Genomic DNA, 17,135 nt, shown 5'->3' on the forward strand with positions numbered 1-17,135 from the left:
TGGGCGCACGGGCGCCGTGGGTGGTCCGCCCCAACCTAGCCGCGGCACGGTGTCGGTGCAGGTGAGCGGGACGCGCCTTCTCACGGACCGTCACCTGACACACTGGCCGGGTGAGCAGCGACGGCGGCCGGTCCGTGCCGCGTCGGCCGGTCCACTTCGGGCCGGACGACCTCGAGGCACACGGCGGGACCCTGCCCGGACCCGCGGAGACCACCGAGATCGCGCACCAGACCGCCGCGATCCTCGTGGGCACCGGACGGGCCGCCCACGACCCGGAGGTGACGACCCGGCTCGTCGGCCTCGTCGACGACCTCGGCCTCCCGACCGTCGCCGACCTGTGGTCCTCCCGGCCGGCGCGGACCCTGCCCGGAGCGCTCTGGCGGCTCTACGCGCTGCGCGAGTGGGTCCGGCGCAGCCCGGAGGAGGCGAGCCGGGAGTACGCCGCGGGCATCCGCTTCACCGACGTCGCACACGCCGTCGCCGGCATCGCCGAGCCGCCCCGGCCCGAGGAGCTGCAGCGGGTGGCCGACCAGATCCTCGCCGGGGTCTTCTCCGGCGACCTCGCCGTGGCCCTCGAGCGGGCGTCCGCCTTCTGCGCGGTCATCGCCGCAGGCCGCGCCGAGCTCGCGCACGACACCGACACCCTGGACCCGGACGGCGCGAGCGGGCTGACCCGGAGCGGCGCCGCGCTGCTGTCGACCGGGGAGGACCTGCGGGCCTGCGCCAGCCTCTGGCGCGCCGGCGAGCTCGACTGACCTCCGCTTTCCCGCCTGATGCCCGAAGGTTCGGTCGCACACCCGGAACGTCGCCGCACGAACCCGAAGGTTCCGGCACCAGGCGAGAAAGCGGGGCGCGGGGACGCCGGGGACGGGGCTCGGGGCGCGGGGCCGTTCGGACGGTGTCGGGCGCGCGGGAACACCCGGCCCCGGTCGACGCGTTAGGGTCGGTCGTGGGTGCCGGGCCGCGGCAGCCCCGGGTCCCAACATCAGCCGCTACGAGCGGCCACGCGCCGTGAGGCGCTCCCGGCCCGGCACCCGCTCCTCTGTCCCCCGCGGGAGGGCGGTCACCCCGGCACGGCGTCGAACCCTCACATTCCGACGGATTGGGCCGCACCGCACCCGCCCATTCCGGTCCGGGCCGCCTACCGTGGGCGGATGGCAGCAGGGGACGACTCGCTCACCGACGACGCGATGCAGGAGGAGATCGACCTCGTCGGCGCTCTCGTCCTGGCCGCGTCGCGAGCCGACGGCCCCATGACGCAGGAGAGCATCGACGAGGCCCTCGGCATCCAGGGCGGGCCGGGCGCCACGCCTCCGGAGTCCCTGCCCCGCGGCTGACCGCTGTCCGCCGACCGACCGGTCCGGGCCGCCCGCCGTCCATGCGAAGCGCTGGCCCTAGCCTGTACCCAGCATCGGGACACACCATCCGGAGAACGACATCGTGGGCCTACGCCTGACCCCCCAGGACCCCACCTTCTTCGCGCTGTTCGCGGCATCCGCCGGGCAGCTCGTCGAGGGTGCCCAGGAGCTCACCGCGCTGCTCGGCGCCGAACCGGACGAGCGCGACGCGGTGCTGGGCCGCATGCACGAGATCGAGGCCGCCGCCGACGACGCGACCCACGAGATCGTCCGCAAGGTGCACGGCTCGTTCGTCACGCCGTTCGACCGCAGCGACATGCACGGTCTCGCGGTCGCCCTCGACCAGTGCGTCGACCTCATGGCGGCCGCCGTCGACCTCATCGTGCTGTACCGCGTCGACACCCTCATGCCGCGGGTGGCCAAGGTCGTCGAGATCATCGCCCGGATGGCCGACGTCACCGCCGAGGCCATGCCCCGGCTGCGCTCGATGAAGGAGATGGGCGGCTACTGGGTCGAGATCACCCGGCTCGAGAACCGGGCGAACAAGCAGTACCGCAAGATGCTCGGCGAGCTCTTCGCCGACCCGAAGGCCGACCCCCTCACGGTCATGCGGCACAAGGACATCGTCGACGCGCTCGAGGCGACCGCGAACGGCTTCGAGCAGGTGGCGCTCAAGGTCGAGGCGATCGCGGTCCGGGAGTCCTGACCGCCCGTGGACTGGTGGCCCGTCGTCCTCGTCGTCCTCGTCGCGATGGGGTTCACGTACACGAACGGCTTCCACGACGCCGCGAACGCCATCGCCACCTCGGTCGCGACCCGGGCCCTGACGCCGAGGATCGCCCTCGGCCTGGCGGCGGCGATGAACCTCGTCGGCGGCTTCGCCGGGATGCGCGTCGCCGAGACGATCGGCGCCGACATCATCGTCGTGCCGCTCGGCGCCCAGGGCATCGTCGTCTGCGTGGGCGCGCTCGGCGGCGCCGCCGCGTGGAACGTCCTCACCTGGTGGCGCGGACTCCCGTCCTCCTCCTCGCACGCCCTCGTCAGCGGTCTGGCCGGCGCGGCCGTCACGGCCGGCGCGACGGTGCAGTGGCGCAGCATCCTCGACAAGGTCGTCGTGCCGATGCTCGTCTCCCCCGTCGTCGGGCTGGTCGGCGGCTTCCTCGTCATGACGGCCGTCCTCTGGCTGTTCCGGCGCGCCGCGCCCGGTCCCACGGCACGCGGCTTCCGCTACGCGCAGACCGTCTCCGCGGCCGCGATGGCCTTCGGCCACGGGATGCAGGACGCGAGCAAGACCGCCGGCGTCGTCGCGCTCGCCCTCGTCGCCAGCGGGCACCGCAGCGGGACCGACGACTCCATCCCCTGGTGGGTCATCGCACTGTCGGCCGTCGTGCTCAGCCTCGGGACCTACGCGGGCGGCTGGCGGATCATCCGCACCCTCGGCCGCGGGATCATCCACCTGGACCCGCCGCAGGGCTTCGCCGCCGAGGCCACGGCCGCCTCGATCCTGTACGTCGCGACGGCCACGGGGGCGCCCGTCTCGACGACCCACGCCATCACGTCGGCGATCGCAGGGGTCGGCGCCACCCGCTCGCGCAAGTCCGTCCGCTGGGGGATGGCGCGCCAGATCCTCGTGGCCTGGGTCCTCACCGTCCCCGGGGCGGGGCTCGCCGCCGCCCTCCTCGTGCTGGCCCTCCGCCCGCTCGCCTGAGCTGCGCCTCCGGGGAGTTCACAGCTCGGTCACCGTCCGTTCACCATGGCCGCCCGGTGTGGACACCTCCCATCCCTACCTTCACGGGTGTCGGCAGGGAAGCCGACCGTGCCCGCGGCCCAGCACAGCCGCCCCCCGTCCTGAAAGAGGAACCTCGTGAAGCTCCACCGCATCGGGATGACGGCCGCTGTCGCCGTCGCCTCCCTGGCTCTCGCTGCTTGCGGCAACGACAACCCGACCGGCACCTCCACCCCGGCCTCGACCGAGGGTGAGGGCGGCTCGCTCTCCGGGACCCTCAAGGGCGCCGGCGCGACCTCGCAGGAGTCGGCCATGACCGCCTGGATCGCCGGCTACCAGGGCGTCCAGCCCGGCGTCACCGTCCAGTACGACTCGGTCGGCTCGGGCGCCGGCCGCGAGAACCTCATCTCGGGCGCCGTGAGCTTCGCCGGCTCCGACGCCTACCTCGACGACGAGGAGCGGGAGAAGGTCAAGGACACCTGCGGCCCCGACGGCGCGATGAACATCCCCGTGTACATCAGCCCCGTCGCGATCCCCTACAACCTCGAGGGCGTCGACGAGCTCAACCTCAAGCCGGCCACCCTGGCGATGATCTTCGACCAGAAGATCACGAAGTGGAACGACCCGAAGATCGCCGCCGACAACCCCGACGCCGACCTCCCCGACCTCAAGATCACCGCGGTGAACCGTTCCGACGAGTCGGGCACCACCGAGAACTTCATGGAGTACCTCTCGGCCGCTGCCGCGGACTCGTGGTCCTACGAGGCCGACAAGGCCTGGCCGGTCTCCGGTGGCGAGGCCGCGGCGCAGACCACGGGCGTCATCGAGGTCGTCGGCAGCACCAACGGTGCGATCGGCTACGCCGACGCCTCGGCCGTCGGTTCGCTCCAGGCCGCGAAGATCGGTGTCGGTGAGGAGTTCGTCGAGTTCTCCCCCGAGGCCGCGGCCAAGGTCGTCGACGCCTCCGAGCCGGCCGACACCGGCGTCGAGGGCGACCTCGCGCTCGACCTCGCCCGGGACACCACCGAGTCGGGCGCCTACCCGATCGTCCTCGTGAGCTACCACATCGTGTGCAAGACGTACTCCGACCAGGAGACCGCCGACCTCGTCAAGGACTTCGTCGGCTACGTCGTCTCCGAGGACGGTCAGCAGGCCGCCTCCGGTGCTGCCGGCTCCGCGCCGATCTCGGCCGACCTCCGCTCGAAGGCGGAGCAGTCGCTGGAGCTCGTCAAGGCCGGTAGCTGACCGGTCGGCCGACAGGCCATGGACCGCGACGCGGCGGCCACCCGGCAGAATCGGGTGGCCGCCGCGGCGCGGTGTCCGCGGCCGGGTCCGACGCCCGTCCCCGGCAGCCCCTGCCGCGGACGGACGACGAGCACCCGCACGACCCGCACCATCCAGGAAGGACCGGCATGACCGCCACGTCCGCGCCCGAGGCGCAGGCCCGCCCCAAGCGGCGGCCCGGTGACATCGTCTTCGGAGGGCTCTCGACGGCCTCGGCCTTCAGCATCCTGCTGATCCTCGCCGGCGTCGCGATCTTCCTCATCTCGGAGGCCGTGCCGGTCTTCGGGGCCGACCCCGCCGAGATCACCGGCGGCGAGGGGTTCCTCTCGTACGTCTGGCCACTCGTGTTCGGGACGCTCGTCGCCTCCCTCGTGGCGATGGCCGTCGCCACCCCGGTCGCGGTCGGGATCGCGCTCTTCGTGTCCCACTACGCCCCGACGCGGGTCGGGACCGCCGTCGGGTTCGTCATCGACCTCCTCGCGGCCGTGCCGAGCGTCGTGTTCGGCATGTGGGGCTTCCAGGTGTTCGCCCCCAAGCTCGTGCCGCTCTTCATCTGGCTGCAGGAGCATCTCGGCTTCCTGCCGTTCTTCGAGTCCGCCTCGCGCACCGGGCGCACGCTGTTCACCGCATCGCTCGTCCTCGCCGTCATGATCCTGCCGATCATCACCGCCGTCTCCCGCGAGGTGTTCCTCCAGACACCCACGCTGCACGAGGAGGCCGCCCTGGCGCTCGGCGCGACCAAGTGGGAGATGATCCGCACCGCGGTCCTGCCGTTCGGCAAGCCCGGGGTCATCGGCGGCACGATGCTCGGTCTCGGCCGGGCGCTCGGCGAGACGATGGCCGTGGCGATCATCCTCTCGCCCGGGGTCTTCACCTGGAACCTCATCGACAGCGGGAACACCACCGTGCCGGCCGAGATCGCCCTGAACTTCCCCGAGGCCGCGGGCCTGCGGCTCTCCGAGCTCATCGCCGCGGGACTCGTCCTCTTCGGCATCACCCTCGCCGTCAACCTCGGCGCCCGCGCCATCGTGAACCGCCGCGCCGAGTTCTCGGGAGCCAACTGATGAGCGTCGACACCGCGCCGAAGCCCCGGCAGCGCAAGCTCGCGGACATCGAGGGCGTCGAGATCGACAAGGTCCGGGCCTCCTCGAACCGGCAGGCCTACGTCGTCCTCGCGGCCGCCGCCGCCGTCGCCGCGCTGCTGTGGCTCATCGGCCTCAACCCGGCCCTGGCCCTCGTCCTCGGGTACGCCGGCTACCTCGTCGCCGTGTACACCGTGTACCGCGCCGTCGCGGGCAAGCGGGTCGCGGCCGACCAGGTCGCGCGGGGCCTGGTGCTCGGGGCGTTCGTCGTCGCGGTCGTCCCGCTGCTGTCCCTGCTCTACACCGTCGTCGTCCGCGGGGGCGCCACCGCGCTCGACCCCGCGTTCCTCAACCAGACGATGAACGGCATCACCGGCCTGCAGGACCAGGCGACCCAGCGCGACGGCGCCCCCCTCATCGGCGGCGCGTACCACGCGATCATCGGGACGCTCATCATCACCGGCATCGCCGCCGCCATCTCGGTGCCCATCGGCGTCTTCACCGCGATCTTCCTCGTCGAGTACCAGCCCAAGGGGCGGGTCTCCCAGATGATCCGGTTCCTCGTCGACGTCATGACCGGGATCCCCTCCATCGTCGCCGGTCTGTTCGCCTTCGCCCTGTGGGCGGTGCTGTTCGGCATCGGGACCAAGAACGGCTTCGCGGGTGCCGTCGCGCTCTCCGTCCTCATGATCTCCACCGTCGTGCGCAACAGCGAGGAGATGCTGCGGATCGTCCCGAACGAGCTGCGCGAGGCGGCCCTGGCCCTCGGCGTGCCGAAGTGGCGCACGATCGCCAAGGTCGTCCTGCCCACCGCGGCCTCCGGCCTCGCCTCCGGCGTGACCCTCGCGATCGCCCGCGTCATCGGTGAGACCGCACCCCTGCTCGTGGCCGTCGGGTACGCCCGCGGGCTCAACGTCGACCCGAGCCAGGGGCCGATGAACACCCTCGCCGTGTACGCCTACTACATGTTCACCAAGCCGCTGAGCCCCGGCTTCCGCGAGCCCAGCCTCGACCGCGCGTGGGCCGCGGCGCTCCTGCTCGTGCTCATCGTCGTCGTCCTCAACCTCACCGCCCGCCTCATCGCCAAGGCCTTCGCGCCCAAGACCGGTCGCTGACCAGGAGACCACCACCCCCATGTCCAAGCGCATCGACGTCAAGAACCTCGACATCTTCTACGGCGCCTTCCACGCCGTGAAGAGCGTCTCGATGACCATCGAGCCCCGCTCGGTCACGGCCTTCATCGGCCCCTCCGGCTGCGGCAAGTCCACCGTGCTGCGCACCCTGAACCGGATGCACGAGGTCATCCCCGGCGCGTACGTCACCGGTGAGGTCCTCATGGACGAGAAGAACCTCTACGCCAAGGACACCGACCCGGTCGACGTCCGCCGGCAGGTCGGGATGGTCTTCCAGCGGCCCAACCCGTTCCCGACGATGTCCATCCGCGAGAACGTCCTGGCCGGCGTCCGGCTCAACTCCTCGAAGCTCTCGAAGTCGGCGTCCGACGAGCTCGTCGAGCAGTCGCTGCAGGGCGCGAACCTGTGGTCCGAGGTCAAGGACCGGCTCGACCGGCCCGGGTCGGGGCTGTCGGGTGGGCAGCAGCAGCGCCTGTGCATCGCGCGGGCCATCGCCGTCCAGCCCGAGGTCATCCTCATGGACGAGCCGTGCTCGGCGCTCGACCCCATCTCGACACTCGCCATCGAGGACCTCATCAACGAGCTGAAGAGCGAGTACACGGTCGTCATCGTCACCCACAACATGCAGCAGGCGGCCCGGGTGTCCGACCGCACCGGGTTCTTCAACCTCGAGGCCACCGGGATGCCGGGCGAGCTCGTCGAGATGGACGAGACCGCGAAGATCTTCAGCAACCCGAGCAAGCCCGCGACCGAGGACTACATCTCCGGCCGGTTCGGCTGACCCGCGCCGGAGCCACGGACCCGCGCCCGAGCCACGGACCCGCGCGCTCAGGGGCGGTGCCGCTCGACGGCGACCACCCGAGCGCCGGCCCCGGCGCCCGAGACGTGGCAGACGAGCGCCTCCCCCTTGGCGAGGTTGCCCTGCGCGGCATCGGCCAGCGGCTCGCGGGCGGCGTCGTCGTCGGCCAGCGGCCGCAGCACGTCGAGCAGTGGGGGCAGCACCGGCCCGTGGGTGCACAGCACCGCAGGGCGGCCCGCCTCGAGCACCGTCCCGAGCCGGCGCACCGCCCGCTCCGGGTCGGCCTCGAAACCCTCCTCGGAGAGGCTCTTCCGGGTGCGCAGCCGCACTCCCGACGCCGCCGCGAACGGCTCGACCGTGGCGGTGCAGCGCAGCGACGGTGAGGTGACGACCCGCTCGGGCCCGTAGGCGGCGAGGAGCGGGACGAGGGCGCCGGCGCGTTCGCGTCCCGCGTCGTCCAGCGGCCGGTCCCGGTCGTCCGCCCCGTCCCAGGACCCTCGCCCGACGGCGTGGGCGTGCCGGACCACCACGAGCGGCCAGGTGTCGAGCATCCCGCCCTGGTGACGGCGCACGAGCGAGCGCAGCTGGTCGCGGTCGCGCGCGTAGTCGAGCCGGTCGTGGGCCGTGCGCGGGTCGAGCCAGGCGACGTCGTCGATCTCGTTGACCAGCTTGCCGCTGCCCCCGGTGACCTTCGCCGCCCAGTAGCGGACGACCTTGTCGCCGGGGCGCCCGTCCTTGCCGAGCACCGTGTAGCGCGACTCGGGCAGCGGCACCCCGAGCGCCACCCGCAGCCCGGTCTCCTCATGGGTCTCGCGGACGGCGGCCACCGCCGACTCCTCGCCCGGGTCGAGCTTGCCCTTGGCCCAGGACCAGTCGTCGTACCGCGGACGATGGACGAGAGCCACCTGGAGCTCACGCCCGTCGAGCCGCCAAGGCAGGGTCCCCGCGGCGGGGATCGTCGTGGGCATCGCTGCGGCGGCTACCGGCGCCGGGCCTTGCGGCGGCGCTTGGCGTGCATCTCGACGAGCGAGGTCTGCAGGTCCTCGAGCGCCGCGCCGTCCTCGCCGAGGTGCCGGCGGGTCCACCGGCCGTCGCCGCCGAGCCACCAGTGCGAGTAGCGGTCGGAGCCGGCGCGCTCGAACAGCCCCCGGAGGTCGTCGAGGTGCCGCGGGTCGGTGACCCGCACCAGGGCCTCGACCCGGCGGTCGAGGTTGCGGTGCATCATGTCGGCGCTGCCGATGTACGCGACCGGCTCCCCGCCGCCGCCGAACCAGAAGATCCGGGAGTGCTCGAGGAAGCGCCCGAGGACCGAGCGCACCTCGACGGTCTCGGACAGCCCTTCGACCCCCGGCCGGATGGCGCAGATGCCGCGGACCCAGAGGAAGACCCGCACGCCGGCCCGGGAGGCCCGGTAGAGCGCGTCGATGACCTGCTCGTCGACGATCGAGTTGACCTTCCAGGCGATGAGGCCCGAGCCCGGCTCGGCCCGCTCGTGCTCGATCTCCTGCTCGATGTGCGCCAGGAGCCCGGAGCGCACCGACCGGGGCGCCACGAGCAGCCGCTTGAACTTGCTGCGCGGCGCGATGCCGGAGAGCTGGTTGAACAGCCGTCCGAGGTCCTCGCCGACCTGCTGGTCGTCGGTGAGCAGGCCCAGGTCCTCGTAGAGCCGGGCCGTCTTCGGGTTGTAGTTGCCCGTGCCGACGTGGCAGTACCGCCGCATGCCCTCGGCCTCCTGGCGGATGACGAGGCACAGCTTGGCGTGGGTCTTCAGCCCGACGATGCCGTAGACGACGTGCACGCCCGCGTGCTCGAGCTTGCGGGCCCAGGAGATGTTGTTCTCCTCGTCGAACCGGGCCTTGATCTCGACGACGGCGAGCACCTGCTTGCCGGCCTCGGCGGCGTCGATGAGGGCGTCGATGATCGGGCTGTCACCGCTCGTGCGGTAGAGCGTCTGCTTGATGGCGAGCACGTGCGGGTCGGCCGCGGCCTGCTCGAGGAACGCCTGCACCGACGTGGAGAACGAGTCGTACGGGTGCTGCAGCAGCACGTCCTGCTTGCGGACCGAGGCGAAGATGTCGCGCGCCTTGGCCGACTCCGTCGGGGCGAGGTCGGCGTTGGTGCGGGCGACGAACGGCTCGTAGTGCAGCTCGGAGCGTTCGAGGTCGGCGATGACGTTGAGGGCGCGGAGGTCGAGCGGCGCGGGCAGCCGGTAGACCTCCGAGGACGCGACGCCGAGCTCGCGGACGATGAGGTCGAGGACGTGGTCGTCCATCGCGGCCTCGACCTCGAGGCGCACCGGCGGGCCGAAGCGGCGGCGGGAGAGCTCGCGCTCCAGGGCCGTGAGGATGTTCTCGGCGTCGTCCTCCTCGACCTCGAGGTCCTCGTTGCGGGTGACCCGGAAGGTGTAGTGCTCGCGCACCTCCATCCCCGGGAAGAGCTGGTCGAGGTGGGCGGCGATGACGTCCTCGAGCGGGACGAACCGCGCGTCGTACATGTCGGCGAGCGGCGACTCGTCCGGCCCGGGCTCGATCCGCACGAGCCGCGGCAGCATCGGCGGCACCTTGACCCGGGCGAAGTGCTCCTTGCCCGAGCGCGGGTTGGTGAGGATGACCGCGAGGTTGAGCGACAGCCCGGAGATGTACGGGAACGGGTGCGCGGGGTCGACGGCGAGCGGGGTCAGGACGGGGAACAGCCGGTCCGCGAAGACCCCGCTCAGCCGCTCGCGCTCGTCGTCGGAGAGGTCCTCCCAGTGGACGATCGTGATGCCCTCCTCCTCGAGGGCGGGGCGCACCTGCGCGGCGTAGACCTTCGCCTGCATCGTCATGAGCTCGTGCGCGACGCTCGAGATCTGCTCGAGGACCTCGCGCGGCTCGAGCCCCGAGGCCGAGCGGACCGCGATACCGGTGGCGATGCGGCGCTTCAGCCCGGCGACCCGGACCATGAAGAACTCGTCGAGGTTCGAGGTGAAGATCGCGAGGAAGCGGGCGCGCTCGAGGAGCGGGACGTCCTCGTCGGCCGCCAGCTGCAGGACGCGCTCGTTGAACTGGAGCCAGGAGATCTCGCGGTCGAGGAAGCGGTCGGAGGGCAGGGCGTCCTCGTCGGTGCCCTCCTGCTGCCGCGGCGTGTGGATGAACCGCCCGTTCGTGCCGCGCGGCTGCTGGTGGCGCGTCTCGCTCGCCGATGCGCTCGCGATCGAGACCTCGCTGACGATCGCGGCGTCGGCGGAGGCCTCCGCGGCGGCGTCGCGGGCTGTGGTGTCCTGCGTGACTTCGGACTCGACCGACATGGTCTCCATCCTGTCAGGTTCCGTGCCGGGCGACCGGGGTGCTCACCCGCTGTTCACCCGGGCGGGGCGGACGTCGCCCGGGAGCGACAGGGTTCAGCCAGGGAGCGAGTACTGCGCGTCGACGGCGGCGTCGGTGAACCCGAGCCGCTCGTAGGTGCGCCTCGCCCGGACGTTGTCGCCGTCGACGTAGAGCTCGACCTCCGCGAGGCCCTGGCCGGCGAGGTGCGCCACCCCGAGCTCGGTGAGCGGCCCCCCGAGCCCGCGACCCTGCTCCTCGGGGGCGACACCGACGGCATAGACCTCGCCGCTGCCGTGCCGGGCGCCGGTCATCCCCGGGGCGTGGCTCGCGCGGTCCTCGGGCTCGATCTTGGTCCAGTGGAACGCGACGAGCCGGCCGTCCCGCTCGACGAGGAGGAAGCCCGCGGGGTCGAACCACGGCTGCGCCATCCGCTCGTGGAGGTCGTCGACGGTGAGCCGGCCCTGTTCGGGGTGGTCGGCGAAGGCCGCGGCGTTGAGCCGCACCCAGGCCTCGTCGTCGCGACCGGGCTCGAAGGTCCGTACCGCGTACCCGTCGGGGAGCGTCGGGTCGGTGTCGTCCTCCGCCGTCAGCGGCCGGGACATCACGTGCAGGCTACGGGTGCGCTCGAGCCCGGTCGACTCCGCCAACGCCCGCGCCGCCGGGAGGTCTCCGTGGGCCCACGCGGAACGGGCGCCGTGGGCGAGGGCCGCGTCGAGCAGCGCCCGGCCGTGACCGGTGCGCCGGTCGGCCGGGTCGACGACGAGCTCGGCGACGGCGTGCACGGTGCCGGCGGAGGACACCTGGGCGTAGCCGACGACCCGCTCGTCGTCACCGCGCCGCAGGACGTGGACGACGCCGTCGCGGGACGGGCCGAGCGCGAGCGCGAACGCCTCCGAGACCGGCGCGACGCCGTCGGCCGCCTCCGCCCGGTCCCAGAGGGCGGCGACCTCGGCCGCGAGACCGCCCTCGACGGCGGTGAGCCGCTCGGTGCGGGCCATCGTCAGCCGTCGACCTCCTCGAGGTCCTCCTCGGCGGCCTCGGGGACGAAGCGGTACCCGACGTTGCGGACGGTGCCGATGAGGAGCTCGTGCTCGCTGCCGAGCTTGGCGCGCAGCCGCCGGACGTGGACGTCGACGGTGCGGGTGCCGCCGAAGTAGTCGTAGCCCCAGACCTCCTGGAGCAGCTGCGAGCGGGTGAACACGCGGCCGGGGTGCTGCGCGAGGTACTTGAGGAGCTCGAACTCCTTGTACGTGAGGTCGAGCAGCCGGCCACGCAGCCGCACCGAGTACGTCGCCTCGTCGATGACGAGCGACCCGGCCGTGATGGGGCCGCCCTCGTCGGCCCCGGTCTCGGAGCGGCGCCCCACCGCCAGCCGGAGGCGGGCCTCGACCTCGGCCGGCCCGGCGGTGTCGAGGACGACGTCGTCGACACCCCACTCGGCCGTGAGCCCCGCGAGACCGCCCTCGGTGACGACGACGATGAGCGGGCACACGACGCCGGTGGTCGTGAGCACGCGGCACAGCGACTTGGCCATCGCGAGCTCGCGGCGCGCGTCGACCACGACGGCGTCCGCGTCCGGGGCGTCGACCAGGGCGGACGCCTCGGCGGGGAGGATGCGAACATGGTGGCTGAGGAGCCCGAGCGCCGGAAGGACCTCGGCGCTGGGCGCCAAGGTGTTCGTCAGCAGCAACAGGTGGGCCATTGCCCCACAGGATAGGCGGTCATGGACACAGGGCAGCGCGCCTCGGCGCCAGGTGGGACGGAGGCCACCACCGGGACGGCCGCGGAGGCGACGGTCACGGTGCGGTACTGGGCCGGTGCCCGGGCGGCCGCGGGCGTGGACTCCGACGTCGTCGCGGCGGGCGACGTCGCGACCCTGGCCGAGGCCCTCGTGGCCCTGCGCCCGGGGCTGCGGGACGTCCTGCCGGTGTGCACCGTGCTCGTCGACGGGCGGGCCGCCACCGGCGCCGACGCCCTGCGGCCCGGAGCGGACGTCGAGGTGCTGCCACCCTTCGCCGGCGGGTGATGCGAGGATGCCCGGCGTGGACGACGACGCGAGCGCGGGGGAGGTGACGTACACCAGGTCATCCCGCCACGCGGCCTCCACCGGCGCGGAGTCCGAGACCCGAGCGGCTCGTCGGGCCCGGCGGGAGGCGCAGCTGCGCAACCCCGTGCTGCCCGCGATGGCCACCGTCACCCGGCCGGCCGTCGTCGTCACGACCGTCGTCCTCACCGGGCTGCTCGTCGCCGGGCTGCGCGTCGACCCCGTCATCCTCGCCGGCGGGCTGGCCTGGACCGGCCTGCTCCTCGCCTTCGGCTGGCCCCGGCTCCTCGGCAGCTCGAGCCGGTTCGGGTCTTCGCTGGCCATCGGCGTCGCCGGTGTCCTCACCCCGGTGTCGGCGGTGGTCCCCGACGGCACCGCGAGCCTGGCCGTCGTGCCGGTCGCACTGACCATCGGGCTCGCGCTGATGTTCGGCCACCAGATCGTCCGCACCGACGGCCGGCCCCGGCTCACCGAGTCGGTGGGCGTCACCTCGCTGGGGATCGCCCTCGTGGCGGTCGGGGCCACCTGGCTCCCGCTGACCAGCGGGCACCGGACCGCCGCGCTCGCGGTCGCCGGCCTGGTCGGGGTCGGCGCGGCCTCGCTCGCCGACCTCGCGGTCGGGATGCGCCCGTTGCGGCCCTGGCTGCTCCCGCTCGCGATGGTGCTCGGCGCGTCGGGAGCGCTCGTCTCCGCCGGCATCGTCGGCGGCCCGCGGCCCGCGGCCGCCGCCCTCGCCGGGATGCTCGTCGGCGCGGTCTCGCACGCGTTGCGGCGCGTCCTGTGCGTCCTGCCGCCGGTGACGTCGCTCCGGGGCCAGCTCGCGAGCGCCGCGGCGGGTGTGCTCGTCGGCGGCGTCGTCGCCTACGGGGTGGCGCTCGCCCTCGTCGGCTGAGGTACCGGCGGTGCGTCAGTAGACGAGCGCCCGGGTGCCGGGGGCGATGACCTCCTCGACGAACGCCGCGGCGCCACGGACGGTCGCGCCGGGCACGAGGTCGTCCTCGGTCAGCCCCCGCCGGGCAGCGCACTGGCCGCACACCGTGACCCGCCCACCCTCGAGGACGGCGTCCCGCAGCTCGGCCGCCGGCGCCGCGTGCGGCAGTGCGAGCTCCTCGGCCCGTCCGGGCACCGCCATCCACACCGCGTCGCCGGTGAGCCAGAGGCTGACGTCGAGCCCGGCGGCGAGGGCGGTGGCCGCGACGGTGATCCCCTGGTTGAGCCGCTCGGGCGCCTCGGTGCCGCAGGTGACCTTGACGACGAGGGCGCTCGCGGGGGACTCCATAGACTGCAGCGTATGGTCTTCCAGCTCGACACGAACCTGCACCCGGACCTCGCACCGCTCGCCTGGCTGGTCGGCTCCTGGGCCGGCGCCGGGGTGGTCGGCTACCCGACGATGGAGTCCCAGCGGTTCGGCCAGGAGGTGCTCGTCGGCCACGACGGCCGCCGCTTCCTGCGCTGGGAGTCGCGCAGCTGGCTGCTCGACGACGACGGCAACCAGGTGCGGCCCCTCGCCACCGAGCTCGGGTTCTGGCGTCCGGTCACCGAGGGCGAGGACGGCACGAACGTCGAGCTCCTCCTCGCCCACCCCACCGGCTTCGTCGAGATGTACGCCGGGAAGGCCGAGCCGGCGAAGGTCGAGCTCCGCACCGACGGCGTCATGCGCAGCCCGGAGGCCAAGGAGTACACCGCGGCGCACCGGCTCTACGGCTACGTCGAGTCCACGCTCATGTGGGTCATGGACATGGCGGCCGTGGGTCAGGAGCTGCAGTCGCACGTGTCGGCCGAGCTCAAGCGGGTCAGCTGACCGGGCCGGCCGCCCCGCCGGGGGTCAGGGCGTGACGAAGACGTCGAGGTACTCGTCCATCGAGTCGGTGCGCAGCGCCTCGCCGAGGAGGGCCATCCCCTCCTCGTCGACGATGTCGATGGACCCGGCCTTCGGGTCGGTGCCGAACCCGGTGAACGGCGCGGTCGCGAACACGACGTCGGAGGCGCGGATGCCGCGCAGCTCCAGGGCGTAGTCCCTCATCGTGCCGATCGTCAGGTCGCGGTCGACGACGAGGTTCTCGGTGGCGGCGTCGGTGAACCTCGCGATCTTCACGGGGTTGGCCACCGTCCCCCTGCTCGTCGCCTTGAGCAGCAGCGCCTTGACGAAGGCCAGCTGCCGCCGGCCGCGCGAGATGTCGCCCTCGCTCAGCTCGTAGCGCTCGCGGACGAAGCCGAGCGCCTGCTCGCCGTTCAGCTCGTTCCAGCCCTCCTGGATGGCGATGCCCCCGTTCCCGGACGCCGAGCTGCCCTCCTCGGCGTAGACCCGGACCCCGCCGACGGCGTCGGTCATCCGCTTGAAGCCGTCGAAGTCGGTGCGCGCGACGTGGTCGATGCGGATGCCGAGGAGGTTCTGCAGGGTCTCGACGAGCAGCGGCTCCCCCCCGAACGCGTACGAGGCGTTGATCTTGTTCTTGCCGTGGCCGGGGATCTCGACGAAGAGGTCGCGGGGGAAGTGGATCATCTGGATCGACGTCGGGTCCTCGGGGACGTGGACGAGGACGATGACGTCGGAACGCCCTCGGTCGCTGCCCCGGCTGTCGGAGCCCACGAGCAGGAAGTTGGTGCCCGTGCCCGACTCCGGGACCGGCGACCCGTCGGGTGCCGTGGGGGGCGGTACCGTGGGGAGAAGGTCGGCCTGGGTGACGTTGTCGTTGACCGTCCAGGCGAGGTAGGCGACGAAGCCGCCCGCCGCCACCAGCCCGAGCAGCACGACGGCGACGAGCGCGATGACGACGGCGCGCAGGCCCCGGCGGCGGTGCCGCGGGTGCTCCTCGGGCTCGGTCTCGCCGCTCTCGGGTCCGAAGAGGTCGAGGCTGTCGTGGTGCGTCACCGGCCCAGCATACGAAGGGCGGGCACCCCGGTGCGCCGGGAGCCGCCTACATTGGAGGGATGAGCGACCTCGGGGCCCGCCTGCGCGCGCACGGCAAGCGGCTCACGTCCCAGCGCGAACGCGTGCTGGCGGCGGTGGGGCGGCTCGGCCACGCCACGCCCGACGAGGTCGCCGAGGCGGTCGCGGCCGACGGCGGCGCGGCGGTGCCGGTCTCGACGGTCTACCGCTCGCTCGACGCCCTCCAGGAGCTCGGCCTCGTCGGGCACACCCATGTCGACCACCGGGCGCCCAGCTACCACCTCGCCGAGCACGCCACCCATCTGCACGTCGTCTGCCGAGGCTGCGGCTGGGTCGGCGAGATGCCGCTGAGCGTCGCCGACGAGCTCGTGTCGCGGGCCGACGAGGCCCTCGGCTTCGCGGCGGACGCCAGCCATGCCGCCGTCCACGGACTGTGCCGCACCTGCCGGGAGGACCGATGACCACCACACCCACGACCGCCCCGTCCCCGCTCCTCGGCCGCCACGGTGCCGTCGAGGCGGAGGGCCCGGACGCCGGGGTCGCCGCGCACTACGGCGACCCGATGCGCGAGCAGCGTCTCCTCGCCGAGGGGCTGGCGGTCGTCGACCTCTCGCACCGTGGGGTCGTCACGGTTTCCGGCCCGGACCGGCTCTCCTGGCTGCACTCGATGACGACCCAGGAGCTCACCGGCCTCGCGCCCCGGGAGTCGCGCGAGTCCCTCGTCCTCTCGCCGAAGGGGCACGTCGAGCACGCGCTGCACGTCGTCGACGACGGCGCGACGACGTGGGTCACGGTCGAGCCCGGGAGCGCGCCGGCGCTCGTCGCGTGGCTCGAGTCGATGCGCTTCATGCTGCGGGTCGAGGTCGCCGACGTCACGGACCGATGGGCCGTGCTCGGCGAGCCGGTCGGGGCCGCGTCCCTCGAGGGTGAGCCGCTCGCCTGGGTCGACCCGTGGCCCGGCCCCGTCGGGGACACCGCGACGTACGGCCCGCTCGAGGGGCATCCGGCCGCCGGACGGGCGTGGCGCGAGCTGCTCGTGCCGCGGGAGGGGCTGGACACCGCGGTCGGGGACCGTCCGCTCGCCGGCGTGTGGGCGGCCGAGGCGCTCCGGGTGGTCGCCTGGCGTCCCCGGGTGGGCTGGGAGACCGACCACCGGACGATCCCGCACGAGCTCGACTGGCTGCGGACCGCCGTGCACCTGCACAAGGGGTGCTACCGCGGGCAGGAGACCGTCGCCCGGGTGCACAACCTGGGACGTCCGCCGCGCCGGCTCGCCTTCCTCCACCTCGACGGGTCGGGCCACGTGCTGCCGGACGCCGGGGCCGCGGTCGAGGCCGGCGGCCGCGAGGTCGGGCGGCTGACCTCGGTCGCCCGACACCACGAGGACGGTCCGGTGGCGCTCGCGGTCGTCAAGCGGTCGGTCCCGACCGACGTCGATCTTCTCGTCGGCAGCATTTCCGCCGCCCAGACCGTCGTCGTCGAGCCCTGAGCGCCGTAGATCCTCCGGCGGCCAG

19 protein-coding genes are annotated in these 17,135 nt (G+C 73.3%); 13 read left to right on the forward strand and 6 right to left on the reverse strand.

Going from position 1 to position 17,135, the window contains the following annotated elements:
* Positions 1 to 110 precede the first annotated feature (110 nt).
* The 8 genes from JQN72_RS02455 (at position 111) to pstB (ending at position 7,364) form a co-directional block, all read left to right on the forward strand.
* A complete protein-coding gene (locus tag JQN72_RS02455) occupies positions 111 to 755 on the forward strand; it encodes a hypothetical protein (RefSeq protein WP_307812374.1) in 645 nt (214 codons plus the stop codon).
* Positions 756 to 1,154: 399 nt separating this feature from the next.
* Complete coding sequence (locus JQN72_RS02460) at positions 1,155 to 1,337, forward strand: hypothetical protein (protein WP_204133573.1); 183 nt, start codon at positions 1,155 to 1,157, stop codon at positions 1,335 to 1,337.
* A gap of 103 nt (positions 1,338 to 1,440) precedes the next feature.
* Complete coding sequence (locus JQN72_RS02465) at positions 1,441 to 2,064, forward strand: DUF47 domain-containing protein (RefSeq protein WP_204133574.1); 624 nt, start codon at positions 1,441 to 1,443, stop codon at positions 2,062 to 2,064.
* Positions 2,065 to 2,070: 6 nt separating this feature from the next.
* Positions 2,071 to 3,066, forward strand: a complete 996-nt coding sequence (locus JQN72_RS02470; protein WP_204133575.1) for an inorganic phosphate transporter — start codon at positions 2,071 to 2,073, stop codon at positions 3,064 to 3,066.
* Between the two features lie 156 nt (positions 3,067 to 3,222).
* Positions 3,223 to 4,329, forward strand: a complete 1,107-nt coding sequence (gene pstS / locus JQN72_RS02475) for a phosphate ABC transporter substrate-binding protein PstS (protein WP_307812375.1) — start codon at positions 3,223 to 3,225, stop codon at positions 4,327 to 4,329.
* A gap of 167 nt (positions 4,330 to 4,496) precedes the next feature.
* The gene (gene pstC, locus JQN72_RS02480; RefSeq protein ID WP_204133576.1) at positions 4,497 to 5,432 is read left to right on the forward strand and encodes a phosphate ABC transporter permease subunit PstC; all 936 of its coding nucleotides are present in this window, start codon (positions 4,497 to 4,499) and stop codon (positions 5,430 to 5,432) included.
* Complete coding sequence (pstA, locus tag JQN72_RS02485) at positions 5,432 to 6,565, forward strand: phosphate ABC transporter permease PstA (RefSeq protein ID WP_204133577.1); 1,134 nt, start codon at positions 5,432 to 5,434, stop codon at positions 6,563 to 6,565. The genes pstC and pstA overlap by 1 nt, the downstream gene beginning before the upstream one ends.
* A 19-nt stretch (positions 6,566 to 6,584) precedes the next feature.
* Positions 6,585 to 7,364, forward strand: a complete 780-nt coding sequence (gene pstB / locus JQN72_RS02490) for a phosphate ABC transporter ATP-binding protein PstB (protein WP_204133578.1) — start codon at positions 6,585 to 6,587, stop codon at positions 7,362 to 7,364.
* Positions 7,365 to 7,411: 47 nt separating this feature from the next.
* Here pstB and JQN72_RS02495 read toward each other — a convergent pair whose 3' ends face one another.
* The 4 genes from JQN72_RS02495 to JQN72_RS02510 form a co-directional block, all read right to left on the reverse strand.
* A complete protein-coding gene (locus JQN72_RS02495) occupies positions 7,412 to 8,350 on the reverse strand; it encodes an NUDIX hydrolase (protein ID WP_204133579.1) in 939 nt (312 codons plus the stop codon).
* Positions 8,351 to 8,361: 11 nt separating this feature from the next.
* Entirely contained in the window at positions 8,362 to 10,668 is a 2,307-nt protein-coding gene (locus tag JQN72_RS02500) for an RNA degradosome polyphosphate kinase (RefSeq protein ID WP_204133580.1), read from the reverse strand.
* 93 nt (positions 10,669 to 10,761) lie between these two features.
* Positions 10,762 to 11,685, reverse strand: coding sequence for a mycothiol synthase (gene mshD, locus JQN72_RS02505; protein ID WP_204133581.1), 924 nt, complete (start codon positions 11,683 to 11,685; stop codon positions 10,762 to 10,764).
* A 2-nt stretch (positions 11,686 to 11,687) separates the two neighbouring features.
* Entirely contained in the window at positions 11,688 to 12,389 is a 702-nt protein-coding gene (locus tag JQN72_RS02510) for a response regulator transcription factor (protein WP_204133582.1), read from the reverse strand.
* Positions 12,390 to 12,410: 21 nt separating this feature from the next.
* Here JQN72_RS02510 and JQN72_RS02515 point away from each other — a divergent pair, with 21 nt between their 5' ends.
* Together JQN72_RS02515 and JQN72_RS02520 are read left to right on the forward strand one after the other, a co-directional pair.
* On the forward strand, positions 12,411 to 12,713 hold the full coding sequence (locus JQN72_RS02515; RefSeq protein WP_204133583.1) for a MoaD/ThiS family protein: 303 nt from the start codon (positions 12,411 to 12,413) through the stop codon (positions 12,711 to 12,713).
* Between the two features lie 16 nt (positions 12,714 to 12,729).
* Positions 12,730 to 13,623 carry a hypothetical protein gene (locus JQN72_RS02520; protein ID WP_204133584.1) on the forward strand — a complete coding sequence of 298 codons (894 nt, stop codon included), beginning with the start codon at positions 12,730 to 12,732 and terminating at the stop codon, positions 13,621 to 13,623.
* Positions 13,624 to 13,638: 15 nt separating this feature from the next.
* On the opposite strand, the gene JQN72_RS02525 is transcribed toward JQN72_RS02520, so the two are convergent.
* Positions 13,639 to 14,010, reverse strand: coding sequence for a DsrE family protein (locus JQN72_RS02525; protein WP_204133585.1), 372 nt, complete (start codon positions 14,008 to 14,010; stop codon positions 13,639 to 13,641).
* A 12-nt stretch (positions 14,011 to 14,022) separates the two neighbouring features.
* Between JQN72_RS02525 and JQN72_RS02530 the strand changes: the two genes are divergently transcribed.
* Positions 14,023 to 14,532 (forward strand): FABP family protein, encoded by a 510-nt coding sequence (locus JQN72_RS02530; RefSeq protein ID WP_204133586.1) that lies wholly within the window; start codon positions 14,023 to 14,025, stop codon positions 14,530 to 14,532.
* Between the two features lie 24 nt (positions 14,533 to 14,556).
* Here the strand turns inward: JQN72_RS02530 and JQN72_RS02535 are convergent, their stop codons facing one another.
* Positions 14,557 to 15,603, reverse strand: coding sequence for an LCP family protein (locus JQN72_RS02535; protein ID WP_204133587.1), 1,047 nt, complete (start codon positions 15,601 to 15,603; stop codon positions 14,557 to 14,559).
* Between the two features lie 59 nt (positions 15,604 to 15,662).
* On the opposite strand from JQN72_RS02535, the gene JQN72_RS02540 reads away from it, so the two are divergent.
* Together JQN72_RS02540 and JQN72_RS02545 are read left to right on the forward strand one after the other, a co-directional pair.
* A complete protein-coding gene (locus JQN72_RS02540) occupies positions 15,663 to 16,082 on the forward strand; it encodes a Fur family transcriptional regulator (RefSeq protein ID WP_204133588.1) in 420 nt (139 codons plus the stop codon).
* Positions 16,079 to 17,110, forward strand: coding sequence for a folate-binding protein YgfZ (locus tag JQN72_RS02545; protein ID WP_204133589.1), 1,032 nt, complete (start codon positions 16,079 to 16,081; stop codon positions 17,108 to 17,110). The genes JQN72_RS02540 and JQN72_RS02545 overlap by 4 nt, the downstream gene beginning before the upstream one ends.
* Positions 17,111 to 17,135: the final 25 nt, after the last annotated feature.

Source organism: Phycicoccus sp. CSK15P-2 (assembly GCF_016888005.1).
Taxonomy (GTDB): domain Bacteria; phylum Actinomycetota; class Actinomycetes; order Actinomycetales; family Dermatophilaceae; genus Phycicoccus.